28 protein-coding genes are annotated in these 24817 nt (G+C 41.0%); 3 read left to right on the forward strand and 25 right to left on the reverse strand.

Going from position 1 to position 24817, the window contains the following annotated elements:
* Window positions 1-38 precede the first annotated feature (38 nt).
* The 14 genes from E7C97_RS01660 to E7C97_RS01725 form a co-directional block, all read right to left on the reverse strand.
* On the reverse strand, window positions 39-806 hold the full coding sequence (locus E7C97_RS01660) for an acetyl-CoA carboxylase carboxyl transferase subunit alpha (RefSeq protein ID WP_316107885.1): 768 nt from the start codon (window positions 804-806) through the stop codon (window positions 39-41).
* Window positions 806-1669 (reverse strand): acetyl-CoA carboxylase, carboxyltransferase subunit beta, encoded by an 864-nt coding sequence (accD, locus tag E7C97_RS01665; RefSeq protein ID WP_316107887.1) that lies wholly within the window; start codon window positions 1667-1669, stop codon window positions 806-808. Before accD ends, E7C97_RS01660 begins: the two co-directional genes overlap by 1 nt.
* Window positions 1670-1853: 184 nt before the next feature.
* Window positions 1854-3221, reverse strand: a complete 1368-nt coding sequence (gene accC / locus E7C97_RS01670) for an acetyl-CoA carboxylase biotin carboxylase subunit (protein ID WP_316107889.1) — start codon at window positions 3219-3221, stop codon at window positions 1854-1856.
* Between the two features lie 11 nt (window positions 3222-3232).
* Window positions 3233-3655, reverse strand: a complete 423-nt coding sequence (fabZ, locus tag E7C97_RS01675) for a 3-hydroxyacyl-ACP dehydratase FabZ (protein ID WP_006145014.1) — start codon at window positions 3653-3655, stop codon at window positions 3233-3235.
* On the reverse strand, window positions 3652-4122 hold the full coding sequence (gene accB / locus E7C97_RS01680) for an acetyl-CoA carboxylase biotin carboxyl carrier protein (RefSeq protein ID WP_045763684.1): 471 nt from the start codon (window positions 4120-4122) through the stop codon (window positions 3652-3654). Before accB ends, fabZ begins: the two co-directional genes overlap by 4 nt.
* A 2-nt stretch (window positions 4123-4124) precedes the next feature.
* Window positions 4125-5360 (reverse strand): beta-ketoacyl-ACP synthase II, encoded by a 1236-nt coding sequence (gene fabF, locus E7C97_RS01685; RefSeq protein WP_045763683.1) that lies wholly within the window; start codon window positions 5358-5360, stop codon window positions 4125-4127.
* 22 nt (window positions 5361-5382) lie between these two features.
* On the reverse strand, window positions 5383-6117 hold the full coding sequence (fabG, locus tag E7C97_RS01690) for a 3-oxoacyl-[acyl-carrier-protein] reductase (RefSeq protein WP_316107894.1): 735 nt from the start codon (window positions 6115-6117) through the stop codon (window positions 5383-5385).
* A gap of 32 nt (window positions 6118-6149) precedes the next feature.
* Complete coding sequence (gene fabD / locus E7C97_RS01695; protein WP_316107896.1) at window positions 6150-7070, reverse strand: ACP S-malonyltransferase; 921 nt, start codon at window positions 7068-7070, stop codon at window positions 6150-6152.
* Entirely contained in the window at window positions 7063-8037 is a 975-nt protein-coding gene (gene fabK, locus E7C97_RS01700; protein ID WP_316107898.1) for an enoyl-[acyl-carrier-protein] reductase FabK, read from the reverse strand. Before fabK ends, fabD begins: the two co-directional genes overlap by 8 nt.
* A gap of 116 nt (window positions 8038-8153) precedes the next feature.
* The gene (locus E7C97_RS01705; protein ID WP_000257840.1) at window positions 8154-8378 is read right to left on the reverse strand and encodes an acyl carrier protein; all 225 of its coding nucleotides are present in this window, start codon (window positions 8376-8378) and stop codon (window positions 8154-8156) included.
* Between the two features lie 56 nt (window positions 8379-8434).
* The gene (locus E7C97_RS01710; protein ID WP_316107901.1) at window positions 8435-9409 is read right to left on the reverse strand and encodes a beta-ketoacyl-ACP synthase III; all 975 of its coding nucleotides are present in this window, start codon (window positions 9407-9409) and stop codon (window positions 8435-8437) included.
* On the reverse strand, window positions 9409-9843 hold the full coding sequence (locus tag E7C97_RS01715; RefSeq protein ID WP_000386343.1) for a MarR family winged helix-turn-helix transcriptional regulator: 435 nt from the start codon (window positions 9841-9843) through the stop codon (window positions 9409-9411). The genes E7C97_RS01710 and E7C97_RS01715 overlap by 1 nt, the downstream gene beginning before the upstream one ends.
* 91 nt (window positions 9844-9934) lie before the next feature.
* On the reverse strand, window positions 9935-10720 hold the full coding sequence (locus tag E7C97_RS01720) for an enoyl-CoA hydratase (protein WP_000349594.1): 786 nt from the start codon (window positions 10718-10720) through the stop codon (window positions 9935-9937).
* 110 nt (window positions 10721-10830) lie between these two features.
* Window positions 10831-11343 carry a hypothetical protein gene (locus E7C97_RS01725; RefSeq protein WP_316107904.1) on the reverse strand — a complete coding sequence of 171 codons (513 nt, stop codon included), beginning with the start codon at window positions 11341-11343 and terminating at the stop codon, window positions 10831-10833.
* A gap of 203 nt (window positions 11344-11546) precedes the next feature.
* Here E7C97_RS01725 and E7C97_RS01730 point away from each other — a divergent pair, with 203 nt between their 5' ends.
* The 3 genes from E7C97_RS01730 to serS all read left to right on the forward strand — a co-directional run bounded on the left by E7C97_RS01730 (window position 11547) and on the right by serS (window position 14773).
* Window positions 11547-12911 (forward strand): aspartate kinase, encoded by a 1365-nt coding sequence (locus E7C97_RS01730; RefSeq protein ID WP_045763676.1) that lies wholly within the window; start codon window positions 11547-11549, stop codon window positions 12909-12911.
* Window positions 12912-12913: 2 nt separating this feature from the next.
* Window positions 12914-13285 (forward strand): DUF956 family protein, encoded by a 372-nt coding sequence (locus E7C97_RS01735; RefSeq protein WP_045763675.1) that lies wholly within the window; start codon window positions 12914-12916, stop codon window positions 13283-13285.
* 213 nt (window positions 13286-13498) lie between these two features.
* Entirely contained in the window at window positions 13499-14773 is a 1275-nt protein-coding gene (gene serS, locus E7C97_RS01740) for a serine--tRNA ligase (protein ID WP_045763674.1), read from the forward strand.
* Window positions 14774-14977: 204 nt separating this feature from the next.
* Here serS and groL read toward each other — a convergent pair whose 3' ends face one another.
* The 11 genes from groL to E7C97_RS01795 form a co-directional block, all read right to left on the reverse strand.
* Window positions 14978-16597 carry a chaperonin GroEL gene (groL, locus tag E7C97_RS01745; RefSeq protein ID WP_316107907.1) on the reverse strand — a complete coding sequence of 540 codons (1620 nt, stop codon included), beginning with the start codon at window positions 16595-16597 and terminating at the stop codon, window positions 14978-14980.
* A gap of 15 nt (window positions 16598-16612) precedes the next feature.
* On the reverse strand, window positions 16613-16897 hold the full coding sequence (gene groES, locus E7C97_RS01750) for a co-chaperone GroES (RefSeq protein ID WP_316107908.1): 285 nt from the start codon (window positions 16895-16897) through the stop codon (window positions 16613-16615).
* Between the two features lie 135 nt (window positions 16898-17032).
* Window positions 17033-17326: a DUF202 domain-containing protein gene (locus tag E7C97_RS01755; RefSeq protein ID WP_316107909.1), complete on the reverse strand. Its 294-nt coding sequence runs from the start codon at window positions 17324-17326 to the stop codon at window positions 17033-17035.
* Between the two features lie 102 nt (window positions 17327-17428).
* Window positions 17429-18283, reverse strand: coding sequence for a PTS system mannose/fructose/sorbose family transporter subunit IID (locus tag E7C97_RS01760; RefSeq protein ID WP_045763711.1), 855 nt, complete (start codon window positions 18281-18283; stop codon window positions 17429-17431).
* Window positions 18267-19109, reverse strand: a complete 843-nt coding sequence (locus E7C97_RS01765) for a PTS sugar transporter subunit IIC (protein ID WP_006151610.1) — start codon at window positions 19107-19109, stop codon at window positions 18267-18269. Before E7C97_RS01765 ends, E7C97_RS01760 begins: the two co-directional genes overlap by 17 nt.
* A gap of 56 nt (window positions 19110-19165) precedes the next feature.
* Complete coding sequence (locus E7C97_RS01770; protein WP_000261775.1) at window positions 19166-19660, reverse strand: PTS sugar transporter subunit IIB; 495 nt, start codon at window positions 19658-19660, stop codon at window positions 19166-19168.
* Window positions 19661-19674: 14 nt separating this feature from the next.
* Window positions 19675-20112 (reverse strand): PTS fructose transporter subunit IIA, encoded by a 438-nt coding sequence (locus E7C97_RS01775; protein WP_316107911.1) that lies wholly within the window; start codon window positions 20110-20112, stop codon window positions 19675-19677.
* 140 nt (window positions 20113-20252) lie between these two features.
* Window positions 20253-21551, reverse strand: coding sequence for a sugar ABC transporter substrate-binding protein (locus E7C97_RS01780; protein ID WP_316107912.1), 1299 nt, complete (start codon window positions 21549-21551; stop codon window positions 20253-20255).
* Entirely contained in the window at window positions 21548-22231 is a 684-nt protein-coding gene (locus tag E7C97_RS01785; protein ID WP_006147185.1) for a response regulator transcription factor, read from the reverse strand. Before E7C97_RS01785 ends, E7C97_RS01780 begins: the two co-directional genes overlap by 4 nt.
* A 6-nt stretch (window positions 22232-22237) precedes the next feature.
* Window positions 22238-23554: a sensor histidine kinase gene (locus tag E7C97_RS01790; RefSeq protein WP_316107913.1), complete on the reverse strand. Its 1317-nt coding sequence runs from the start codon at window positions 23552-23554 to the stop codon at window positions 22238-22240.
* On the reverse strand, window positions 23554-24537 hold the full coding sequence (locus E7C97_RS01795; protein ID WP_316107914.1) for a substrate-binding domain-containing protein: 984 nt from the start codon (window positions 24535-24537) through the stop codon (window positions 23554-23556). Before E7C97_RS01795 ends, E7C97_RS01790 begins: the two co-directional genes overlap by 1 nt.
* Window positions 24538-24817: the final 280 nt, after the last annotated feature.

A 24817-nucleotide genomic window follows, 5' to 3' on the forward strand; every position in this document is an offset into this window, starting at 1 on the left:
CCAAAAAGCTAGAACCGTTTTTAGTTCTAGCTTTCTGTTTAATACTTTCTAAAGCGTTGATAACGTTCTTCCAAAAGTTTCTCCAACGATAATTGTTTTAATTGTTCAATTTCTGTTTGAAGTTCATTTTTTACACGAGCTAGCAGCTCTTTGGCAGAGAGACCTCTCTCTGAAATAACCTTATCTACGACTTCCATCTCCAAAAGTTCATGGGAAGTGATTTTCATCAACTCAGCTGCTTCCATGGCACGCGTACCATCTTTCCACAAGATGGAAGCAAAGCCTTCAGGACTGAGAACTGCATAGATAGAGTTTTCTAGCATCCAAACACGGTCAGCTACTGCTAGAGCTAGAGCTCCACCAGAGCCCCCTTCACCGATAATAATGGCGATTATGGGCACTTTTAGGTCGCTCATTTCAAAGAGATTGCGAGCAATGGCTTCACCTTGACCACGTTCTTCTGCGCCTACACCAGGATAGGCACCAGCAGTATTGATAAAGGTTACAATTGGACGACCAAACTTTTCTGCTTGCTTCATCAAACGAAGGGCTTTTCGGTAACCTTCAGGATGAGGTTGACCAAAGTTACGGTTAAGATTATCTTGTAAGCTTTTACCTTTTTGAATTCCAACAACAGTTACTGCTTGGTCTCCCAACCAACCGATACCACCAATAACAGCACCATCATCTCGGAAAGAGCGATCCCCATGCAGCTCAATAAAATCATCAAAAATTCCTGTTGCGAAGTCCAAGGCTGTTAGGCGAGTTTGTTCACGAGCTTCTCTAACGATTTTCGCAATATTCATCAACTCTCCCTCCTGTGTAGTCTTACTAATCGAGCAATCATATCTGGCAATTCTCGCCGTTTAATAATTGCATCCACAAAACCATGTTCCAGTAAAAACTCTGCTTTCTGGAAGTCTTCTGGTAGGTCTTCTCTTACTGTATTTTCAATCACACGGCGTCCAGCAAAACCTACCAAACTTTGAGGTTCCGCCAAGATGATATCCCCTTCCATTGCAAAGGAAGCTGTTACTCCTCCAGTCGTCGGGTCAGTAAGGATTGTCAGATAAAAGAGACCTGCATTGGAATGACGTTTGACTGCGGCAGAGATTTTGGCCATCTGCATCAAGCTCATGATTCCTTCCTGCATTCGTGCTCCACCAGAAGCTGTAAACAATACGACAGGTAATTTTTCAGCGGTCGCATATTCGAACAAGCGAGTGATTTTCTCACCAACAACTGTTCCCATCGATGCCATGATAAAGTTAGAATCCATGATGCCAAGGGCAACCTTCTCTCCCTTAATCAAAGCTGTTCCTGTTACAACAGCCTCATCAAGACCTGTCTTTTCACGCATCAAAGTCAATTTTTTACGATAGCCTGGAAAATTCAAAGGATCCTGAGTTTCAATCCCTTTAAACATTTCCAAAAACGTCCCCATATCAATGGTTAAAGCTAGACGCTCTTGAGCTGAAATACGGAAGGTATAGCCACAGTGAGGGCATATCCGCTCACTCCCCAAGTCCTTTTGGTAAATTGTATATTTGCAACCTGGACATTGGGAGAAGAGCTCATCTGGAACCTCTGGCTTGATCTGAGGTTGATTTACAGTCGAACGATTGGGATTGATTCGAATATATTTATCTTTTTTACTAAATAGAGCCATGCATCCCCCTTTTCAGTCTTATACTATTTTATACTCAATGAAAATCAAAGAGCAAACTAGGAAGCTAGCCGCAGGTTGCTCAAAGCACTGCTTTGAGGTTGTAGATAAGACTGACGAAGTCAGTCACATATATAATCCAAAGCGAAGCTGACCCGGTTTGAAGAGATTTTCGAAGAGTATTACATTATTCTTTTTCTTGATAATGTGGTAAGAAAGTTTCCATCAAGAATGAGGTGTCGTAGTCTCCTGCAATCACGCGTCGATCTGAAATCAAATCGAGTTGAAAATCAGCATTGGTGACCACCCCTTCAATTTCGAGTTCATACAGAGCTCGTTGCATTTTCATGAGAGCATCAAAACGATTTTCGCCATGAACAATAATTTTAGCAATCATACTATCATAGTATGGTGGAATGGTATAACCTGGATAAACTGCAGAGTCAACACGCAAGCCAACACCACCGCTTGGTAGATAAAGATTAGTAATCTTACCTGGGCTCGGTGCAAAATTAAAGGCTGGGTTTTCTGCGTTGATACGGCACTCAATAGCATGTCCTTTTAGAACAATATCTTCTTGTTTCAGAGTCAAAGGTTGACCTGCCGCAATACGGATTTGTTCCTTGACAATATCCACACCAGAAACAAATTCGGTTACTGGGTGTTCCACTTGGACACGCGTATTCATCTCCATAAAGTAGAATTTCCCACTTGCTTCATCTAGTAGGAATTCAATGGTACCAGCATTTTCGTAGCCTACAGACTCCGCTGCACGAACAGCTGCAGCACCAATTTCATTACGAAGTGTTTTCCCGATAGCAATTGAAGGACTTTCTTCTAAAACTTTTTGGTTATTCCGTTGAAGCGAACAGTCACGCTCACCTAGGTGAACAACATGTCCCATTTGGTCAGCAAGAATCTGTACTTCAATATGTCGAGCAGGATAAATCACACGCTCGAGGTACATAGCTCCATTACCAAAGTTGGCTTTAGCTTCACTAGAGGCTGTTTCAAAGGCTGAAACAAGATCTTCTGCCTTTTCAACCTTACGAATCCCTTTACCACCACCTCCAGCTGAAGCTTTCAGCATAACTGGATAACCAATTTTTTCGGCGATAGCGAGGGCCTCTTCTGCAGTATGGACTTCTCCATCTGATCCTGGAATGACAGGTACGTTTGCCTTAATCATTTGAGCACGGGCGTTAATTTTATCTCCCATGGTATCCATGACACGAGCTGATGGTCCGATAAATTTGATCCCAACTTCTTCACACATGGTTGCAAATTTGGAATTTTCACTTAAAAAACCAAATCCAGGGTGAATAGCTTCAGCTTCAGTCAAGACCGCAGCTGATAGGATGGCATTGATGTTCAGATAAGATTCTGTAGCCTTCCCAGGGCCGATACAGATAGCCTCATCAGCCAAAAGCGTGTGGAGAGCTTCCTTGTCAGCAGTCGAATAGACAGCGACTGTTGCAATTCCTAATTCTCGTGCCGCACGAATAATACGAACAGCGATTTCACCACGATTGGCAATTAAAATCTTACGAAACATGGAAAACCTCCCTAGTTTCCAATAGCAAAGGTCAGAGTACCGCTTGCTGCAAGCTTACCATCTACTTCTGCCTTCGCTTCTACTACGGCGATTGTGCCACGACGTTTGACAAAAGTTGCTGTCATGACAAGCTGATCACCAGGAACAACTTGTTTTTTAAATTTCACTTTGTCCATACCAGCGTAGAAAACCAACTTCCCTTTGTTCTCAGGCTTTGATAATTCCAAAACACCCGCTGTTTGTGCCAAAGCTTCCATGATCAAGACACCTGGCATTACAGGGTAGGCTGGAAAGTGTCCGTTGAAGAAAGGTTCGTTAATCGTTACATTTTTAATGGCAACAATTGTATCTTCACTAACTTCTAAGACACGATCCACTAAGAGCATGGGATAACGGTGAGGCAAAGCTTCTTTAATTCCTTGAATATCAATCATTTGATACGTACCAAGCCTTTCCCGAACTCAACCATTTCTTCATTTTCAACTAGAATTTCTGTTACAACACCATCTTTAGGTGCTGGAATTTCGTTCATGACCTTCATGGCTTCAATGATGACCAAGGTTTGACCTTTTTTAACAGTATCTCCGACTGAAACAAAATTAGGTTTGTCTGGTCCCGCAGCCAAGTAAGCAACTCCGACAAGTGGACTTTCTACTAGATCTCCTTCAGCTACAGATTCAATAACATTTGATTCTGAAACTGCTTCTACAGCTGGTGTTGAAGTTGGATCTTGAGGTGCAGTTGCTGGAACCACAGGTTGAGGTGCTGGACTTGCTTCTACAACAAGTTTTGCTTCATTCTTGCTGAAGAGCAACTCATCCGTTCCATTTTTATAAGAAAATTCTCTCAAGCTCGACTGGTCAAACTGCGCCATCAAGTCTTTGATTTCATTTAAATTCATCTTTACTTATTCTCCCAACGTTTGAAAGCAAGAACTGCATTATGCCCACCAAATCCAAAAGTATTTGAGATAGCATAAGGAATTTCACGTTCCAAGCCTTGTCCATAAATAACGTTTGCTTCGATGTAATCTGACAATTCTGTTGTTCCAGCTGTCATTGGTACATAGTTGTTACGGATTGCTTCAATTGTTGCAATGGCTTCAACTGCACCAGCTGCACCGAGCAAGTGTCCTGTAAATGACTTAGTTGAAGATACAGGTACTTCCTTACCAAGAACAGCTACAATCGCTCCACTTTCTCCCTTTTCATTAGCAGGAGTTGAGGTACCATGAGCATTGACATAGGCTACTTGGTCTGGTGTAATCTCAGCTTCCTCCAAGGCAAGTTTGATAGCTTTAATAGCCCCTTGTCCTTCTGGATGTGGTGAAGTCATATGGTAGGCATCACAAGTGTTACCGTAACCAACAACTTCAGCTAAGATAGTTGCCCCGCGTTTTTCTGCGTGCTCTAAGCTTTCAAGAACCAACATACCTGATCCTTCACCCATGACAAATCCATTACGATCTTTGTCAAATGGAATAGAAGCACGAGTTGGATCTTCTGTTGTTGAAAGAGCTGTTAAGGCTTGGAAACCTGCAATCGCAAATGGAGTAATAGATGATTCTGAACCACCAACCAACATGATATCTTGGAAGCCAAACTTGATAGAACGGAAAGCATCCCCGATAGCATCATTTGATGAAGCACAAGCAGTATTGATAGATTTACAAATCCCATTGGCACCAAAGCGCATAGCAACATTTCCTGCAGCCATGTTTGGCAAAGCTTTTGGAAGTGTCAATGGTTTTACACGTTTTGGTCCCTTATCATGAAGTCGAAGCACTTGATCTTCAATTTCTTTAATTCCACCGATACCTGATGCAACGATGACACCAAAGCGGTCTCTATCAAGAGTCTCTACATCAAGATTAGCATTGTTCACTGCTTCTTGAGCTGCATACAAGGCATACAAAGAATAGTCATCAAAACGATTGGTATCTTTTTTTACAAAGTATTTATCAAACGGAAAATCCTGGATCTCTGCCGCATTATGAACGTCAAAAGCACTGTGATCAAATTTGGTGATTTCACCAATTCCAATCTTTCCATTTTTAAGACTGTTCCAAAATTCTTCTGGTGTGTTTCCAATTGGAGATGTCAATCCATAACCTGTTACTACTACACGATTTAGTTTCATTTTCATACCTCTATTTTAACTCTTATTGCATGGTTAGTCCACCATCAATTGCAATGACCTGTCCCGTTAGATAATCTTGACTTGCAAGAAAGACTGTCACCTCTGCGACTTGCTCAGCTTGGCCAAATTGTTTCATCGGAATTTGTGCCAACATAGCATCTTTGACCTTATCAGATAGAACCGCAGTCATGTCTGATTCGATCATTCCTGGAGCAATGGCATTGACACGCACATTGCGATTGGCAACCTCACGTGCTACTGATTTGGTAAATCCAATCAGACCAGCCTTAGAAGCAGCGTAGTTGGCTTGACCAATATTTCCCATGAGACCAACAACACTAGACATATTGATGATAGCACCTTCGCGAGCTTTTATCATCGGTTTCAAGACTGCTTGCGTCATATTGAAGGCACCTGTCAAATTGACTTTCAAGACCTTCTCAAAATCTTCTTCTGTCATCTTGAGCATGAGAGTATCTTGAGTAATCCCAGCATTATTAACGAGGACATCAACTGAACCCAGCTCTTCAATGGCTTGGTCTACCATACGTTTTGCGTCCGCAAAATCAGAAACGTCACCAGAAATAGCAAGAACCTTCACCCCGTATGGTTTAAATTCGGCTAGAAGCTCCTCGGAGATTTCACCACGACTATTCAAGACAACATTGGCTCCCAAGCTGGCAAATTTATGAGCAATGGCAAGACCAATTCCTCGACTTGAGCCTGTAATAAAGACATTTTTCTGTTCTAGTTTCATTTTTCTCCTTTCAGAACTTCTACCATTTTGGTCTAATTTTCTAAGAGTGCTTGTAAGCTTGCTTGATCTTCCACATTAGAAAGTTGAGCTGTTTTATCAATCTTTTTGACAAATCCTGACAAAACTTTACCAGGTCCAATCTCGATAAAACGAGTGACACCCGCTTCTTGCATGACTGCAATACTTTCATAAAAACGGACAGGCTCCTTGACTTGACGAGTCAAAAGTTCTGCAATACGTTCTTTTTCCATGACCTTCGCTTCTGTATTACCAACAAGTGGACAAGCAAAGTCAGAAAATTCAACTTCTGTCAGGGCTTGAGCTAATTTTTGACTAGCAGATTCCAATAAAGCTGTATGGAAAGGCCCAGAAACATTGAGCGAAATTAAGCGTTTTGCTCCTGCTTCTTGCAAGAGTTCGACTGCACGATCTACCGCAGCTACCTCACCACCAATAACAATTTGGCTTGGAGTATTGTAGTTTGCTGGAGTTACAACACCAAGTTGAGAAGCTTCTTGACAAGCTTGTTCGATAACTTCAACTGGTGTATTGAGCACAGCTACCATTTTCCCTGATCCTGCAGGTGCCGCTTCTTCCATATAAGCACCACGTTTAGCAACTAGTGCCACTGCATCTTCAAAATTCAAAGCGCCACTAGCTACAAGGGCTGAATATTCTCCAAGCGACAAACCTGCCACCATATCAGGCTGGTAACCTTTTTCCTCTAGAAGTCGGTAAATTGCAACTGAAGTAGCTAAAATAGCTGGTTGCGTATAACGAGTCTGATGTAACTTTGTTTCATCATTATCAATCAAATCACGGAGATCATAACCCAAGACTTGGCTAGCTTGATCGATTGTTTCCTTGACGATAGCATATTGGTCATAGAGCTCGCGACCCATTCCTAGGTATTGAGCTCCTTGACCTGCAAATAGAAGGGCTGTTTTAGTCATTTCTTGTAACTCCTGCCCAACGAGCAGCTTCTGATTGAATCTTTTCAGCTGCACCATAGTAGATATCTTTTAAGATTTCTTCAACAGTTTCTTCTTTCGATACCAAACCTGCAATCTGGCCGGCCATTACTGAACCGCCATCCACATCACCATGGACAACAGCCTTAGCTAAGGCTCCAGCGCCCATTTGTTCAAAGATTTCTAAATCTGGATTTTCTTGTTTAAAGGCATCTTTTTCAGCTTGCTCGAAATCACGAGTCAATTGATTTTTGATGGCACGAACTGCGTGTCCAAAATGTTGTGCCGAAATCGTTGTATCAATATCACGAGCTTTTAAAATTTTAGCTTTATAGTTTGGATGGGCATTTGATTCTTTAGCAACTACAAAACGAGTTCCTACTTGCACAGCCTCTGCACCAAGCATAAAGCCAGCAGCAGCTCCTTCACCGTCTGCAATACCACCAGCAGCGATAACAGGAATTGAAACAGCAGCTGCAACTTGACGAACCAAGGTCATGGTCGTTAATTTACCGATGTGTCCACCAGCTTCCATACCTTCAGCAATAACAGCATCCGCACCAATTTTTTCCATACGTTTAGCCAAAGCCACGCTAGGTACTACAGGAATAACGGTGATTCCTGCTTCATGGAATCGTTCCATATATTTACTTGGATTTCCTGCACCAGTTGTAACTACCTTAACTCCTTCTTCAATCACAAGGTCCACAATATCATCAGCAAATGGAGACAGAAGCATAATGTTGACACCAAAAGGGTTGTCTGTTAATGATTTAATCTTATCAATATTAGCCTTAACCACTTCTTTAGGAGCATTTCCTCCACCAATGATACCGAGACCACCTGCTTTTGAAACAGCTCCAGCAAGGTCACCATCTGCAACCCAAGCCATTCCACCTTGGAAGATCGGATATTTAATATTCAATAATTCTGTAATACGTGTTTTCATAGTGCCTCCGTATGTCTTGCTTACGTAATAGTTCGACTACATTATAATTTGACAGTCAAACTATTACCTAAACAAGAGGGAGTGGGTTCCCCCTACTCCTTCTTCTTTTATTTTAATTATTTTGTTTGCTCTTCAACGTAAGCAACCAAGTCGCCAACTGTTTTCAAGTTATCTTCAGCTTCGATTTGGATATCAAAAGCGTCTTCGATTTCTGAGATCACTTGGAACAAGTCCAATGAATCTGCATCCAAATCATCAAAAGTAGATTCAAGTGTTACTTCTGATGCATCTTTTCCAAGTTCTTCAACGATAATTTCTTGTACTTTTTCAAATACTGCCATGATAGACTCCTTTAAAATAAATAGTTTTTATAACAATGTGTTCACCACATGATTACCTAAATTGTAACAATAAGCGTGCCCCATGTCAAACCTCCACCGAAGCCTGACAAGAGAATATTTTGGCTACCATCCAAACGAATGAGCCCTTCCTCTACACACTCTGAAAGTAGGATCGGAATACTTGCCGCACTAGTATTTCCATACTTGGTCATATTGGCAGGAAGCTTGTCTCGATCTACACCAATCTTTCTAGCCATCTTATCTAGAATGCGGATATTAGCTTGATGAAGCAAGAGATAATCTAGTTCTTCTGCCGACAGAGGACTCTCTACTATGGTTTTTTTTATAGACTTAGCAACATCTCGAATCGCAAAATCAAAAACTTCTCGGCCATCCATTCTCAAGAAAGCATCGGGCTTTTCTTGATTTGAAAATGGTGAAGTTAAACCAGTCTGTCCATATGTCAAACACTCACTACGCGAACCATCGCTATTGAGACTCTCCGCTATGAAATGTGGCTCTTCGCTTGCTTCTAACAAGATGCCCCCAGCTCCATCTCCAAATAGGACAGCAGTTGAGCGATCTGACCAGTCTAAAGCTTTTGACATGGTTTCACTTCCGATAACCAGGCCCTTACGATAAACTCCTGAAGAGATGAACTTCTCTGCAGTTGATAGAGCAAAGATAAATCCACTACAGGCAGCTGTTAAGTCATAGGCAAAAGCCTTGTGAGCGCCGATTTTAGCCTGAACACGAGCGGCTGTTGAAGGCATCATCGAGTCAGGTGTCATCGTAGCTAGAATGATAAAATCCAACTCTTCAGCAGAAATCCCTGACTTCTCTAGGAGTTGTTTTGCAACTGCCGTTGCCAAATCTCCTGTTGATTCTGTCTTAGAAATGCGACGTTCCTTAATCCCAGTTCGACTTGAAATCCATTCATCACTCGTATCCATGACCTGAGCCAAATCCTTATTTGTGACAATCTGCTCTGGTACATAATGAGCAACCTGGCTTATTTTTGCAAAAGCCATTATTTCAAATCCTCCAAAAATTGATAAAGATTGGTCAAACCTTTACTCATGACGTCCATTTCCTCTGGGCTCATGCCTTCGATAATTCTTTCGACCATGGCCTTGTGGAAACGTTTATGGAGACGATGTACGAGTCGACCTTTCTTGGTCAAATGCAGATGTACTACACGACGATCCTGATCTGAACGTAAGCGTTCGATGTAACCTTTTCGTTCCAAGTTGTTCAAGCTAGTTGTCACTGTTCCTAGAGTTACCATCAACTCTTTGGACACTTGACTTGGTGTCACATCTGGAAACTTACCAATCACATCAATTGTGTGCATTTCCTTGATAGAGATGTCCTTGAAACGACTACCTCGCAAACTCACTTCCTCAATCACCAGGACGTTATTAAAAATAGATGTTAAATAGTCATTGATCCGTTGGTAGTCCAATTCTCTTCCCTCCCTTATCAAAAAAGTTTAACTATCAAAACATTTGACAAAAAAAGTATATCAAACTTCAAAGAATTGTGCAAGTATTTTTTTACTTTCCGATAAATTTTGGACGTCGTCTTTCAGAATGTGCACGAACACCTTCTTTAAAATCTTCCGTATAAGATAGAGATTTTTGCAATTCCAGTTCTAGCCGTGCGTACTCGTGCCACTGCTTAAACTCGCTTTCCCAGACTAACTTCTTAATAGCAGCATAAGAGTTAGAGGAGCCTCTTCTCAACTTCTTCAACAGTTGTTCTCTTGTCTTTTCCAGTTGATCACTAGCACACAGACGATAGACAGCTCCAGCTTCCAGTGCTTTTTCTGCTGTGAAAGCTTCTCCAGTCATAGCTAATTGCGTTGCCCGAGTCGCACCTAGTGATCGTGTAAGCAAGAATAAGCCACCCGCATCAGGAGCTAAGCCCACACCTACAAAGGCCTGAATGAATTTAGCTTTGTCAGAAGCAATACAGAAATCAACTGCTAAAGCCATATTAGCCGCAGCTCCAGCAACTGCTCCATCCACCTCCATAATGACTGGTTTAGGAATTTGTTTAATCTTATAGGAAATCGTATTTACCAACTCCGCAATTTGGGTAAGGGAGGCAATATCATCCTCATCGACTGCACGTTTCATTTCTACTAAATCCCCTCCAACGGAGAAGACTTTGCCAGCAGCATTAATGAGAATAAACGAAACCGAAGCATCTTTTTCAGCCAATTCCAATGCTTCTAGAATTTCTTGACACATAGGAATATGAAAACCATTGGCCACCTCAGGACGATTTAAAGTTAGTATCGCTAAATCGTCTTGAACTTGATAGAGAATATGATCCATAGGCACTCCTTTCAATTTACAACGAAGATTAAATTATTTTATTTTCAAATTATATCTTTTTTTGATTTATTAAACAAGAGAAAAATCGACCGAAAGTGTCTCGGCCGATTTTAAAAGCTTAGTTTATTCTCTAAAAATGAAGGAAAACCAGTACTTGCATCATCTTTGAAATCATAAATAACTTCAATCATCCGCCCGCCTTCTCTCTGGTAGAGCTGTTCTTTGTTGAATCCTTTATGGTAGAATTCTCCTGAAACCATGTAAAAAACACGATTTGGATCTTCTAGGTAGGCAAAAAGATTCCCTGTAAAAGGAGCTTCCTTATCCCCGTCCTTGTTGACCAGACTTGCAGCTAAGAGTTTCGTGATTCCTCTAAATTGTCCACTTTCATCTGTTCGACAGTAAAACTTGACTCTAGCTTCATAGTTAGGATTGACTATAACCTTTTCAGAGAGAATTCGATAAGTCCTTGACTTACTATCTGAAAAATCGATAGATAAGATATTTTTAGCCCTCTCAACTGATATCTGACCTTCCTGAGCATACTCAATCGCTAATTCTTCTCCGGTCAAACGACCACTGGGAAGAGGATGAGAAGTTGCTCCGATACTTGTAGGAATCATCACGAAGGTAAGGAATAGTATTAAACAAAACACTCTTTTAATCATCTTTCCCAACTCCTTTATATGTGAAGAGGTTTCCCCCTACACCTTTATTATAAGCTTTCCTGATGAGACGTTCAAACAATTATATAGGACATTTTCCAGATTGAAAAAAGCCCCTCTTTCTGCTATAATCGTATAAAATACTTACTTTAGGAGTTCTTATGAAGGTTGTTAAATTTGGTGGAAGCTCGCTTGCCTCTGCTAGTCAATTAGAAAAAGTTTTAAATATTGTCAAAAGTGACCCAGAACGTCGTTTTGTGGTTGTATCTGCCCCTGGTAAACGCAATTCTGAAGATACTAAGGTGACAGATGCCTTAATTAAATATTACCGCGACTATGTAGCTGGAAACGACATTAGCAAAAGCCAAAATTGGATTATTGATCGCTATGCTGCTATGGTTAGCGAATTAGGTCTTAAACCAGCCGTTTTAGATAAAATTTCAAAAAGCATTCGCTCTCTGGCTACTCTTCCAATTGAAGATAATAAGTTTCTCTATGATACATTTCTAGCAGCTGGAGAAAATAACAATGCCAAATTGATTGCAGCCTACTTTAACCAAAATGGCTTGGAAGCGCGTTATGTTCATCCTAGAGAAGCTGGTATCGTTGTGACAAGCGAACCTGGAAATGCACGTATCATCCCATCAAGTTACGATAAAATCGAGGAATTGACAAATTCAACTGAAGTTCTTGTTATCCCTGGTTTCTTCGGTGTTACGAAAGAAGATCAAATTTGTACCTTCTCACGTGGGGGATCAGATATTACTGGTTCCATCATCGCTGCTGGTGTCAAGGCTGACCTCTATGAAAACTTTACTGATGTAGACGGAATCTTTGCAGCTCACCCTGGTATTATCCATAAGCCACACTCTATCCCTGAATTGACCTACCGTGAAATGCGTGAATTGGCCTATGCTGGATTCTCTGTACTACACGATGAAGCACTTCTACCAGCCTACCGTGGGAAAATTCCTTTGGTTATCAAGAACACCAATAACCCTGACCACCCAGGTACTCGCATTGTGCTACAACATGGCAGCGACAAATTCCCAGTTGTTGGTATTGCTGGAGATTCTGGCTTTGTCAGCATTAATATGTCTAAGTATTTGATGAACCGCGAAATCGGTTTTGGTCGTAAAGTTCTTCAGATTCTTGAGGACCTTAATATTGGTTGGGAACACATGCCAACTGGTATCGATGACCTGTCTATCATCTTACGTTCACGAGAATTAACTCCGATCAAGGAAGAAGAAATCCTTCGTCAATTAGTCCAAAAAGCAGAGGTAGACCACGCTGAAATCGAACACGACCTCTCTATCATTATGATTGTTGGGGAAAAAATGAAGCGTCATATCGGGGTAACTGCTACAGCCACTCGTGCCTTATCTGAGAACAACATCAACATCCAAATGATGTCTCAAGGTTCTAGTGAAGTTTCTATCATGTTTGTTGTCCATAAAGACCAAGAAAAAGCCGCTCTTAAAGCTCTCTACCAAGCATTTTTCGGTGAAAATAAGGAAGACTAAACATGGCACAATCCCTCAACAAGGTCGTCGACTTGCAAACAACTGGAACCTCCTATCTCTCCATTACAGGAAAGGTTGGAAAATTTCTGGTCGGAGATCATGCCCTAGAATTTTACTCAGATCGTAATGTCGAGGACTATATTCAAATCCCATGGTCCAGCATTAATCAGATCGGAGCCAATGTTTCAGGCCGCAAGGTTAGTCGTCATTTTGAAGTCTTTACAGATCAAGGGAAATTTCTCTTCGCCTCAAAAGACTCTGGAAAAATTCTTAAAATAGCTCGTGAAAAACTGGGAAATGACAAGGTAGTCAAACTTCCTACCTTAGTCCAAATCATTGGTCGAAAAATTAAAAATCTATTTGCAAAAAAATAAAAAGTTTAGTATAATCATAGCAACGGATAAGTAGCTTACTTCCTTCTTTCAGAAAGTCTGCGGATGCTGCGAGCAGATAGAAGATTTAATTGAAATTCTACCGTTGTTTTAAATCAAATACAGAATCAAGTGCACACCTGTGAAGTTGGATGGAACCGTGGCCCTGCCACTCCAACGCTTTGTCGGGTGTGCTTTTTTCATAAAGGAGTTTATATGTTAGATATCAAACGTATTCGTACAGACTTTGATGCTGTCGCTGAAAAACTAGCTACACGTGGTGTAGATGCTGCTGTCTTGAACGAGATGAAAGAAATCGATGCCAAACGACGTGACATCTTGGTTAAGGTTGAAACCCTCAAGGCTGAACGTAACACAGTTTCTGCTGAGATTGCCCAAGCTAAACGTAACAAGGAAAATGCAGACGACAAGATTGCAGCTATGCAAACCCTATCTGCTGAGGTCAAAGCTCTTGATGCTGAATTGGCAGAAATCGATGCGAAATTGACTGAATTTACTACTACACTTCCAAATATCCCAGCTGATAGCGTGCCTATCGGTGCAGACGAAGACGATAACGTAGAAGTTCGCCGTTGGGGAACTCCTCGCGAGTTCGACTTTGAACCAAAAGCTCACTGGGATCTAGGTGAAGATCTTGGTATTCTTGACTGGGAACGTGGTGGAAAGGTAACTGGAGCGCGCTTCCTCTTCTATAAAGGACTTGGGGCTCGTTTGGAACGTGCTATCTACAACTTCATGTTGGATGAGCATGGTAAAGAGGGCTATACCGAAGTCATCACGCCTTACATGGTTAACCATGATTCTATGTTCGGTACTGGTCAATATCCAAAATTCAAAGAAGATACATTTGAATTGAAAGATACGAACTACGTCCTCATTCCTACTGCTGAAGTTCCTCTGACCAACTACTACCGTGATGAAATTCTTGATGGAAAAGACTTGCCAATCTACTTTACTGCTATGAGTCCATCATTCCGTTCTGAAGCTGGTTCAGCTGGTCGTGATACTCGTGGTTTGATTCGTTTACACCAATTCCACAAGGTAGAAATGGTGAAATTTGCCAAACCTGAAGAGTCATACGAAGAACTAGAAAAGATGACAGCCAACGCTGAAAACATCCTTCAAAAACTCAACCTTCCATACCGTGTGGTTGCTCTCTCTACTGGAGATATGGGCTTCTCTGCTGCTAAGACTTATGACTTGGAAGTATGGATCCCTGCTCAAAATACCTACCGTGAAATCTCAAGCTGTTCAAATACAGAAGATTTCCAAGCTCGTCGTGCCCAAATCCGTTACCGTGATGAAGCCGATGGTAAGGTTAAACTTCTTCATACTTTGAATGGTTCTGGACTTGCTGTTGGACGTACAGTCGCTGCTATCCTTGAAAACTATCAAAACGAAGATGGTTCTGTTACCATTCCAGAAGTTCTTCGTCCATACATGGGTGGAGTTGAAGTTATCAAACCATAATTAAATAAATGTAAAAAGAGGAGGCTGATACTCAATGAAAATCAAAGAGCAAACTAGGAAGCTAGCCGCAAGCTGTACTTGAGTACGGTAAGGCGACGCTGACGTGGTTTGAATTTGATTTTCGAAGAGTATGAGCTTCCTCTTTTTGAGTAATTCAAAAGAAACAGGTAGAAATCTTTCATTCTACCTGTTTTTATTTATTTATTAGTAACCACCCATCATAGATGGATCCATAGCTGGCGCTGGTGCAGCTGGTTCTGGTTTGTTAGCTACGACTGCTTCTGTTGTTAGAATCAAGCTTGCTACTGAAGCTGCGTTCTGAAGGGCTGAACGGCTAACCTTAACAGGATCGATAATTCCTGCTTCAATCATGTTGACCCATTCACCTGTTGCAGCATTGAAGCCTGTTCCAAGTTCTGCATTTTTCAAACGATCAATAACAATTGAACCTTCATACCCTGCATTATAAGCGATTTGACGAACAGGCTCTTCTAAGGCGCGAAGAACAATATTGCGACCTGTTGCTTCATCGCCTTCTAATTCCAAGGCAGCAACAGCAGAGATAACATTAACAAGGGCAGTACCACCACCTGCAACGATTCCTTCTTCAACAGCTGCGCGAGTCGCATTGAGGGCGTCTTCGATGCGGAGTTTCATTTCTTTCAATTCTGTTTCAGTCGCAGCACCAACCTTGATGACTGCTACTCCACCTGATAATTTAGCCAAGCGTTCTTGGAGTTTTTCACGGTCAAATTCTGAAGTTGTTGTTTCGATTTGAGACTTGATGACAGCTACACGGTTAGCAATCGCTTCAGGATTTCCTGCACCTTCAACAATAACTGTGCTATCTTTATCTACAGACACTTTAGCTGCTTGACCTAAAGCTTCGATGGTAGCATCTTTCAACTCAAGCCCAAGGTCTTCAGTAATAACGGTACCACCTGTCAAGATGGCGATATCTTCAAGCATAGCTTTACGACGGTCCCCGAAACCTGGTGCCTTAACAGCAACTACGTTGAAAGTTCCACGAATCTTATTCAAAACAAGAGTTGGAAGAGCTTCACCGTCAACGTCATCAGCAATAATCAAGAGTGGACGACTGCTTTGTAGAATACTTTCTAGCAGTGGCAAGATTTCTTGGATATTTGAAATTTTCTTGTCAGTGATTAAAATGTATGGATTTTCAAGGTCTGCAACCATTTTTTCATTATCTGTCACCATGTACTGCGATAGATAACCACGGTCAAATTGCATTCCTTCTACAACTTCAAGTTCTGTTTCCATACCACGTGATTCTTCAATAGTGATAACTCCGTCTTTACCAACTTTTTCCATGGCTTCAGAGATGTACTCACCAACTTTTTCAGAACGAGATGATACAGCAGCGACTTGCGCGATGGCTTCTTTATTAGCAACAGGGATAGCCGTATTCTTCAAAGCTTCTACTGCTGCAGCAACCGCTGCTTCAATCCCTCGACGAATACCGATTGGATTTGCTCCTGCTGTAACGTTTTTGATTCCTTCACGAACGATTGCCTGTGTCAAGACTGTTGCAGTAGTTGTCCCGTCACCAGCGATATCATTAGTCTTAGAAGCTACTTCTGATACCAATTTGGCACCCATATTTTCAAAATGGTCTTCTAGTTCAATTTCTTTAGCGATTGTCACACCGTCGTTGGTAATCAATGGTGAACCGAATGATTTTTCAAGAACAACGTTACGTCCTTTAGGCCCCAAGGTTACTTTAACAGTGTCTGCTAGAATATCTACGCCACGGACCATAGCTGAACGTGCATCAGATGAAAACTTAATTTCTTTTGACATACTTACTTCCTCCTATTATTCTTCAACGATTGCTAAGATGTTAGCTTCACCCACGATGATATATTTTTCGTCACCATCTTTGACCTCGATACCTGCATGAGCTTCGACTAAAACTTGATCTCCAACTTTTACACTTGGAGCGACTAGTTCACCGCTCAAGGTACGAACACCTTGTCCAGTAGCCACTACTGTAGCTGTTTTCGTTTCTTCTTGGGCTGATTTTGCGAGGACAAAGCCTCCAACAGTTTGTTCTTTTTCTTCAATTTTTAAGACTACACGGTCTCCTAATGGTTTCAACATCTGTCTTCCTCCATAACATAATCATATTGTTAGCACTCTTTACAAACGAGTGCTAAATCATAGTTCTATTGTATCACTTAGTCAGAAATAGTCAAGAAAAAAACACCTCAAAATGAATGAGATGTTCCTTAAAGATCACTTTAGAATGATTAATTTTCGATTAAAATCATCGACGACTTTTTGGAGATTGATCCGTCCTCGATAGATACCATATCCAAAAACCACCATTCCCAATATTCCAACCAAGGCAAGTAAAATTCCAAAAATTAAGATTGGGAGGAAGCTTTTATGAAAGAGATAAATTAAGACTATACCTATACTGGCAATGATAAAGAGTAAGCTAAACCAACGGCCAAGATTTTCAATCATATGACGTTGATACTTAATTTCTGTTTCATATCCATTAACAAGTTCTTGTTTTGTAACCATGAGGATCCTCCTGACAAAAATTGAGAATGAAGGGCAAGAGAAGGAGGTTAGTCTACTTCATTCTCAAAATTTCCTACTAGTAAATATGTGCTTTTCTTGAGCTTAGTAATTAAGATGTGGGTCAAAGATACCTAGAGCAACACCGACCAAAGCGACAACAACTAGAAGCAACATTACTTTGTTTGGTGAAACTTTTTTCTTAGACATTAACCACCAGCAAATAGTGATGAAAGTTGCTGTCAAGAGACCTGGATAAACACCATCAATCTTTTCTTGGATATTTAAGAAGACTTTTCCTTCAGAATTCTCGAATTGAAGAGCTGTTGTAACAGATACCCAAGTTGCTGCTACCGCACCGATAACCATACCGCCGACAACACTGATTGCTTTACGAAGTGCTTGTCCTTTTGGTCCTACTAGGAATTCAACGGCTTTATCCCCTAATTGATACCCTTTAAAGAAGGCAAAGCGCATACCAAAGTATACTAAGAGGTTCCATACGATGATGTAGAAGATAGCACCAGCGATGTTACCACCTTTAGAGAGACCCAGGGCAATCCCCAAAAGAACTGGAATCAAGGTCCCAACGACCAAAGAGTCACCGATACCAGCGATTGGCCCCATCAAACCGGCACGCATACCATTGATAGTTTCACCATCCACTGCATCTCCGTTTGCACGCGCTTCTTCCAAACCAGCCGTAATCCCTACAACGAGAGAGCCAAGTTGTGGTTCAGTATTGAAGAAGGCAGTATAGGTTTGCATAGCATCTTTTTGTTCTTCTTTTGTATCATACATTTCTTCTACGATTGGAAGCATAGAAGTCAAGTACCCAAAGGTTTGCATGTGTTCTTGAGAGAAACAAGTCAAATGACCATAATACCAATGATGAAATGCTTTTGCTAATGTTTTCTTTGAAATTTTCTTTCTATCAGCCATTTTAAATATCCTCCTCATCATCGTCTACGTAAACAACCCCAGCTGGAGCAGCTTTCATAGATTTGATTACTTCAAGTTCATAGTAGATTACTGCAAAGATCAATGAAACAACCGCACTAGCTACCAAGTTCAAGCCGAGAGATTTAGCCAAGGTAAATCCAACAAAGAATGGAATGAAGTCAGTTGCTTTTGTAACAATTTGTTTCAACAAGATAGCAATACCGACACATGGGAGAAGAGCTCCGACTGTAAAGAGAGCTTTCATCCAGAAACCATCCATAGGAAGGTAAAGTTTCATCAAATCAACCATGTTTTCACCATATTTGGTGATAATCATAGTTGGAAGGAAAGAGAAGAGGAAGTGAGAGATCCAAGGATAAACCCAGTCAACTGCGTAGAGTTTTTTGAAGTTTCCTTCTTCAACGGCTTTCCAACCAATGTGTTGCCAAAGCAAGTTCATTGTAGCTGTACCGTAGAAAAGAACAGTACCGATTGTCCCAACGGCTGCACCGATTGGGGCTGCAGCTGCGGCAATTCCAGCTTCGTCTGTGATGTGATTTGCATGCACAAACAAGATAGCAAGAGGAACACCGATATAAGAGATGGCACGAACATCGGCAGATACAGTTCCACCAGGTGTTACCAAGGCGATATAAACGACTTGAAGGGCAACCCCGACCATAATACCAGTTGTCACATCTCCAAGAATTAAACCTGAAATCAACCCACCGATCAAGGGACGACCGAGTGTATAGTTCCCGATACTGGAACCTCCCATACCTGGCATTGAAGACAAGCTGGCGAAAACAGCAAGCAAGATTGCTTGAATCCATGAAATTGTCATAACAAACGCTCCTTTTGTTTGTAAATTTATTTACCTAACTAATAAAACTGTTAGGTTTAAAAACCAAATTTAGATTTGAAATCGTCCCAATAACCAATTGAGACATCCGGCAACAATTGGAATTTAACCTTGTAACCTGCTGCCTGAATTGCCTGAAAGGCTTCTGCTTCTTCTTGGGTGATGGATTGGTTATTGCCCAATTTCACTGCACCAGGTCTATCATTTGCAGGGCCAACGATGATTTCTTTAACATCTCCTGGGACAAAACCTTGATCCACCAAAATTTCCTTCATATCGATTGGGTTTTTGGTAATCAAGAAGTACCGACTGTCAGATTCCGTTACTTTTGCTGACTTTTCTTTAAAGGCTTCTTTTGTCCATACAAAGGTTTTCTTGTCTGATGCGCCTTTGTAAGCTTGGATCAAAACCTTGTTTGATGCTGCTGCATCGTTTACGGCAATCAAACCATCACATGGTTTTTCTTTTGCCCAGCGTGTGACTGTTTGACCGTGAATCATGCGATCATCAATCCGTACAAATGTTACTACCATAAGGTACCTCCCAATTAAATATCGTCATCATCTTCTTCAGCACTAGTGGCTGAAACTTCAAAAGGTTGTAGTGCAGATTTTGCTTCTGATAAGATAGTTGCTGACAAATCGTCTCCATCCAACACATCCTTCATCACAACTGCTGTCAGGGCCATGGTCAGGTTCATCCCACCAAGAATCAAAGTTCCATCTAGCTTTCCAGCTTCTTCTAGGACACTGGCTGCCGTGGTTAATGGACTACCACCTACAATGTCTGCCAAGACCAGCACAGAATCATCTGCTGTCAATTCTGAAATGCTCTCTCTAAAATCAACTGCAAAGTCATCGACTGATTTTCCTTCTTTAAGTCCAACTGCGATGACCTGATTCATCTTGTCACCAGCAAACATAGCTAGCGATGTTTTTAGTCCTTCTGCCAATCCACCATGACTGACTAAAATGAGATATTTCATTTTGCTACACCTCCTTTATTTGACTCTATTGTAGAATATTTGGAAGCGCTTTTACATTGTCAAATGTCACATGATAAACATGACATTTAGCAACAAAAAAATGACATCTGTCACTTGACACAATGTCATCTTATTTTTCTTTAAACTCCTACCTGAAGACTACTTTCAATTTCCCTCTGAATTTGAGGCAAGCGGTTCTCGACATCTTGATCGCGCAAAGCATTGCCAATCAAGTAGTCCAGCTTTTCCAACATTTCTTTAGAGACATTCTTGGGACTACTTTCAACAGCTTGTTCCATGATACGATTCAAGGTCTGATTGGTCAAGGAGTCCGTGCCAAAATCATCTACCTGTAAAAGATCTTTACTAGATTGACTTTGGACCACCTGTGGCATAACGGAAATCCCTTGAGATTGAGCAAAGAGGAGTTGTTGAATTTCTGGATCTTCTGTCAACAATTGCATCAATTCCCAAGCTAACTTGGAATGAGGAGTCCGAGCAGACATGGCAAAAGAAGTCGTCGTAACCAAAGTCGCCTTGGTAGTTTTTGACTTAGCAGGCATAGGGATACAGGTCCAGGTGAAGTTTGAATATTTTGAAACATGGTAAGGATAAGGTTTATAGGTTCTATATTGAGCCAAAGTCATGGGATAAAAAGCGACTTTTCCCTGGTCAAAATCTTTGGAACTCACCTTATAGTTCTTATTCAGCTCTTCCAATTTTTGTAAAAAAGTCAATGATTCTTTGACTTCTGGAGCCGTAAGTTTAAGCATCCCACCTTGAAAGAGACTACCCCCATTTGCTGCCAAAGCTTCTTTCCATGTATATTCTGTACTCCCAAACTGATCCAATTGACCATCTCCATTGGTATCTTTGGTTAGTTTTTTACAAATTGTATAGAACTCTTCCAAGCTCCAACCTTCCTTGGGAACCTCAATGCCTTCTTTGTCCAGCAAATCTTTATTGACACACATCAAAATAGGATTACTTTCATAAGGTAAGGCATAGGATTGCCCCTGATAGACACCTGATTCAAATGCAACAGGATAAAATGCAGCTTGGTCTTCTTGATTCATATAGCCATTTAACTTTTCTAGAACGCCACGTGCCGCCAATAAGGACAGATCTTGCTCAGAAACCATAAACACATCCGGCGTCTTTCCTGAAACAATCTTTTCTGAGAGCCAGTCTGAATAATCCGACTGTGGAATCCCATTTTCATATTCCACACGGACATTAGGATGGGACTTTTCAAATTTTTGAATCGCAAGATCCAAAGCATGGGAGAGTTGACTGGTCGGTACATCCCAACTAGATCCTGCATAAACGCCTATATGGAGAACGATTGGTTGTTGTTTCCACCAATAAAAACCAGTACTCAAAGAGAGCACAAAAAGGAGAACGATTCCCCAACAAAGATGCTTTCGGTTTAATTTCATTCCGTATTTCCTTTTGAAAAATCGCGTCTAGTCACTCCTGTTTGAACTGACCAAATTGCTAATTGCGTTCGATCTCTTAGGTTTAATTTCGCCAAAATCGTTGATAAGTAATTGCGCACAGTTCCTTCTGATAAGAAGAGTTTTGCAGCAATTTCTTTGTTTGACTCGCCATAGCCGACTTCTTGAATAATTCGCCATTCTGTCGTGCTCAAATCCTTGACGTTGTCCTCATCCACAGCAATAGAGAAATTCGATTTGGCCATTTGAGAGAAGATCTGAAAGACCTTGCTTGCGATATTGGGGTTGATCATAGCTCCACCCTGATGCACCACCTTAATAGCCTCATAGAGTTCTTCTGTCGAGGCTCCCTTTAAAAGATATCCTGAAGCACCATACTTGAGTGCACTATAGATAAATTCATCATCGTCAAAGGTTGTTAAAATAATAATTTTGATATCCGGATAGTGTTCTTTTACTTCTTTTGTAGCCAAAACCCCATCCATGCCTGGCATCCGAATATCCATCAGGATCAGATCCGGATGCGTCTGTGGAATGCTGGACAAGACATGATTCCCATCTTCCACTGTAGCTACCACTTCGATGTCGGAGTGAGCCGACAAAATAATTTTCAAAGATTCTCGAATCAAGGCTTGGTCATCTGCCACCATTACTTTTATCACCATATCTTATCTCCCTTCTTTGTATTTTGGTAAACTGACACGTGTGAAAAATCCATCGCGACTTTCAAATTGAAGCTGGCCTCCTAGAATTGAAATACGCTCCATCATCTGTTTGAGTCCATAACCATAAGTTAAGGTTTCAAACCCAACTCCATTATCTTGCAAAGCGATCAAATAATTCTCTTTATCCTCAAAAAAATGGAGTTTTAGTTGGCTGGCATGACCGTGGCGAACCGCATTGGTCATAGACTCTTGAATCACACGAAAGATTGTATCTTCAATCATGACATCCATATCGACATCTATCCATTCATAGTTTAGATCAACTTGTAAGTTGGAAAGAATTTGATACTCGCGGATGGTCTTTTCTAAAGCGTCTTTGAGAGTTCGTCCCTCAAGGGCTCCCGGACGAAGACGATTAAGAGAACCTCTCACATCTTGGATCCCTTCGCGGACAACTTCTGACACATTTTTTACCTGTTCTTTTGCCCGATTTGGGTCGATATCAATCAAGACCCCAACAGCATCTAAACCTGCTGAGATTCCTGTTAGTGCGTGCCCCAAAGTATCGTGAATCTCACGAGCAATCCGCTTACGCTCCCGATCCTCTGCAATCTTCTCAGACAGGGCCATATAATTGTTCAACTCCGTATTAACCTTGGACACCATGGCCAATTCTTCCTCTACTTCGTGGTTCTCCGCAAGAACGTTCATAATATAAAACAAAAGTGAAATAATGAAGAGTACCATATTCGAGGCATATAGGGAATTCTTTAAGAAAAAGGCCAGAATGCGGATAGATTCAGGATAAAAATGAATATAGACATCTAAGGACGGAATCGGGAAGAAAAGCGAAAAGACATCTGAATTTGTCACAAGAAGCATCAAGAAGCTCACTAGGATAAAAGCAAACCAATACTTCCGATCTCTCTTAGTATTCAACTCTTTGGAACCATAGAAGATATCCGCAAAAACCAAGAGAATGAGCCCGTTATAAGCTACATTTTGAACCCACATCAGAAGCAGCATCAGGAGAATCTCCAGAATATTCCTCTTATCAAAAATAGACCATCGACTCGTTTGAGGCCGATATCGACTCATCGATATCAAAGCAATCCCAGCAAACAAAACTGCAGACAACCAAAAAGTCGTAGATGGAGAAAAGGGAATACGCTCTAGGCGCTCTAATAATAGAGAAGCTTGGCGTTGAGCTATGATATAGTTGGTTGCTTGAAGATAGATGATACTGTTTAGCATAACAGCGATAAAATTGACGACCATAAGAATGGCCAAACTGTATCGAACACCTCTAAACTTTCTCATTACTGCCACCCATTCACATCAAACTGATCAATGTTTTCCTTTGTCATTATTTCAACTGGAATGCTCACCTCTTTGGTATAGCTCTTCCCTTCAGCAATATCTTGAATGACCTCCATCACGCGATCTCCCATCTTCAAAGGAGACTGAGCAACGGTTCCCACAACATCATCCGTCGAGTGCAACAAAGATTTCATATCTGGTGAACCATCGATTCCATAAATTGCAATAGGGTAAGTTATTCCTTGCTCCTTAATTGCAGCCAGAGCTCCTATAGCTGAGCGGTCATTTAAGGCAACCAAGGTATCAATTTCAACCCCTGATTGTAAAAAATTCTGGACAGCCGGCATGGCGATTTCCGTTTGCCCCTTGGTTTCTAGTTCCGATACAATCTGATAAGAACTGTGCTCCTCTATAGTGTCTTTAAAGCCCTGAATCCGCGTATCTGCTGAAACAGTCCCCTTATGTTCCAAAAGGAGGACCCGAGCACTAGAAGAACGTTTCATCAACTCTTTAGCAATCAATACTCCCGCTTGGTAGTTATCGGAAACAATACTTGCATCTGGCTTAAAATTCTTCAGTTGGGTATCGACCGCAATGATTTTAATTCCTTGTTTTCTAGCTTTTTCAAGAGCAGTTAAAATTGACTGGCTATCCCCCTTGACCGGATTGATCACTATCATATCAACTTTTTGAGCACAAAAATCATCAATCTGTTGGCTCTGTCTTTCTTCGTCCAATTCTGGATCTCGGACGTAAACAAGAGCTCCTCTTTCATCGGCAATTCGACTAATTTCCGAATGAATACTTTTATAGAACCCATTGTTCATGGTCATATAGGTGACACCAATTTTAGTCTGATCCTTGGTGCCACTTGTTTGACAACGGCCGAAAACCCATAAGAGAACACAGACCACTGGAATCAGCAGTAATAGACGCTTTATCAGCCATTTCAACAATTCTATTTTCTCTTTATTATTCTTCAAATTTCATTCCTTTTCTGAAAATTTTGAATATATATTACTTTATTCTACTACTTTTTCAAAAAAAGTGCTTGATTTTATTGTACAAGTGCATTTATTTGACCTATTTAAGAATTAATTTCCGAACAATACTACAAAAACAATAGAAAAAGCTGGTCTATAGGCGAACCAGCTCTTCTATTTGAGGCTCTATAATATTTGTAGTGGGTAAATCCCCTATGGATATTATGGAGCCTATTTTTGTGTAGAAAAAAAGTCCCATAAGATCTATAATGAAAAGCGA

It is taken from the genome of Streptococcus sp. (genome assembly GCF_032481935.1).
Lineage (GTDB): Bacteria > Bacillota > Bacilli > Lactobacillales > Streptococcaceae > Streptococcus.

Excerpts from the sequence above, each read along its gene's own strand:
- fabD (WP_316107896.1), bottom strand. The coding sequence starts at position 7,070 with ATGACTAAAACAGCCCTTCTATTTGCAGGTCAAGGAGCTCAATACCTA.
- E7C97_RS01735 (WP_045763675.1), top strand. The coding sequence starts at position 12,914 with ATGGCACAATCCCTCAACAAGGTCGTCGACTTGCAAACAACTGGAACC.
- fabZ (WP_006145014.1), bottom strand. The coding sequence starts at position 3,655 with ATGATTGATATTCAAGGAATTAAAGAAGCTTTGCCTCACCGTTATCCC.
- E7C97_RS01770 (WP_000261775.1), bottom strand. The coding sequence starts at position 19,660 with ATGGTAGTAACATTTGTACGGATTGATGATCGCATGATTCACGGTCAA.
- accC (WP_316107889.1), bottom strand. The coding sequence starts at position 3,221 with ATGTTTCGTAAGATTTTAATTGCCAATCGTGGTGAAATCGCTGTTCGT.
- fabF (WP_045763683.1), bottom strand. The coding sequence starts at position 5,360 with ATGAAACTAAATCGTGTAGTAGTAACAGGTTATGGATTGACATCTCCA.
- E7C97_RS01780 (WP_316107912.1), bottom strand. The coding sequence starts at position 21,551 with ATGAAATTAAACCGAAAGCATCTTTGTTGGGGAATCGTTCTCCTTTTT.
- E7C97_RS01765 (WP_006151610.1), bottom strand. The coding sequence starts at position 19,109 with ATGACAATTTCATGGATTCAAGCAATCTTGCTTGCTGTTTTCGCCAGC.
- E7C97_RS01660 (WP_316107885.1), bottom strand. The coding sequence starts at position 806 with ATGAATATTGCGAAAATCGTTAGAGAAGCTCGTGAACAAACTCGCCTA.
- E7C97_RS01790 (WP_316107913.1), bottom strand. The coding sequence starts at position 23,554 with ATGAGAAAGTTTAGAGGTGTTCGATACAGTTTGGCCATTCTTATGGTC.
- accD (WP_316107887.1), bottom strand. The coding sequence starts at position 1,669 with ATGGCTCTATTTAGTAAAAAAGATAAATATATTCGAATCAATCCCAAT.
- groES (WP_316107908.1), bottom strand. The coding sequence starts at position 16,897 with ATGTTGAAACCATTAGGAGACCGTGTAGTCTTAAAAATTGAAGAAAAA.
- E7C97_RS01725 (WP_316107904.1), bottom strand. The coding sequence starts at position 11,343 with ATGATTCCTACAAGTATCGGAGCAACTTCTCATCCTCTTCCCAGTGGT.
- E7C97_RS01760 (WP_045763711.1), bottom strand. The coding sequence starts at position 18,283 with ATGAGGAGGATATTTAAAATGGCTGATAGAAAGAAAATTTCAAAGAAA.
- E7C97_RS01755 (WP_316107909.1), bottom strand. The coding sequence starts at position 17,326 with ATGGTTACAAAACAAGAACTTGTTAATGGATATGAAACAGAAATTAAG.
- E7C97_RS01710 (WP_316107901.1), bottom strand. The coding sequence starts at position 9,409 with ATGGCTTTTGCAAAAATAAGCCAGGTTGCTCATTATGTACCAGAGCAG.
- fabK (WP_316107898.1), bottom strand. The coding sequence starts at position 8,037 with ATGAAAACACGTATTACAGAATTATTGAATATTAAATATCCGATCTTC.
- fabG (WP_316107894.1), bottom strand. The coding sequence starts at position 6,117 with ATGAAACTAGAACAGAAAAATGTCTTTATTACAGGCTCAAGTCGAGGA.
- E7C97_RS01775 (WP_316107911.1), bottom strand. The coding sequence starts at position 20,112 with ATGAAATATCTCATTTTAGTCAGTCATGGTGGATTGGCAGAAGGACTA.
- E7C97_RS01705 (WP_000257840.1), bottom strand. The coding sequence starts at position 8,378 with ATGGCAGTATTTGAAAAAGTACAAGAAATTATCGTTGAAGAACTTGGA.
- E7C97_RS01720 (WP_000349594.1), bottom strand. The coding sequence starts at position 10,720 with ATGGATCATATTCTCTATCAAGTTCAAGACGATTTAGCGATACTAACT.
- E7C97_RS01730 (WP_045763676.1), top strand. The coding sequence starts at position 11,547 with ATGAAGGTTGTTAAATTTGGTGGAAGCTCGCTTGCCTCTGCTAGTCAA.
- groL (WP_316107907.1), bottom strand. The coding sequence starts at position 16,597 with ATGTCAAAAGAAATTAAGTTTTCATCTGATGCACGTTCAGCTATGGTC.
- serS (WP_045763674.1), top strand. The coding sequence starts at position 13,499 with ATGTTAGATATCAAACGTATTCGTACAGACTTTGATGCTGTCGCTGAA.
- accB (WP_045763684.1), bottom strand. The coding sequence starts at position 4,122 with ATGAATTTAAATGAAATCAAAGACTTGATGGCGCAGTTTGACCAGTCG.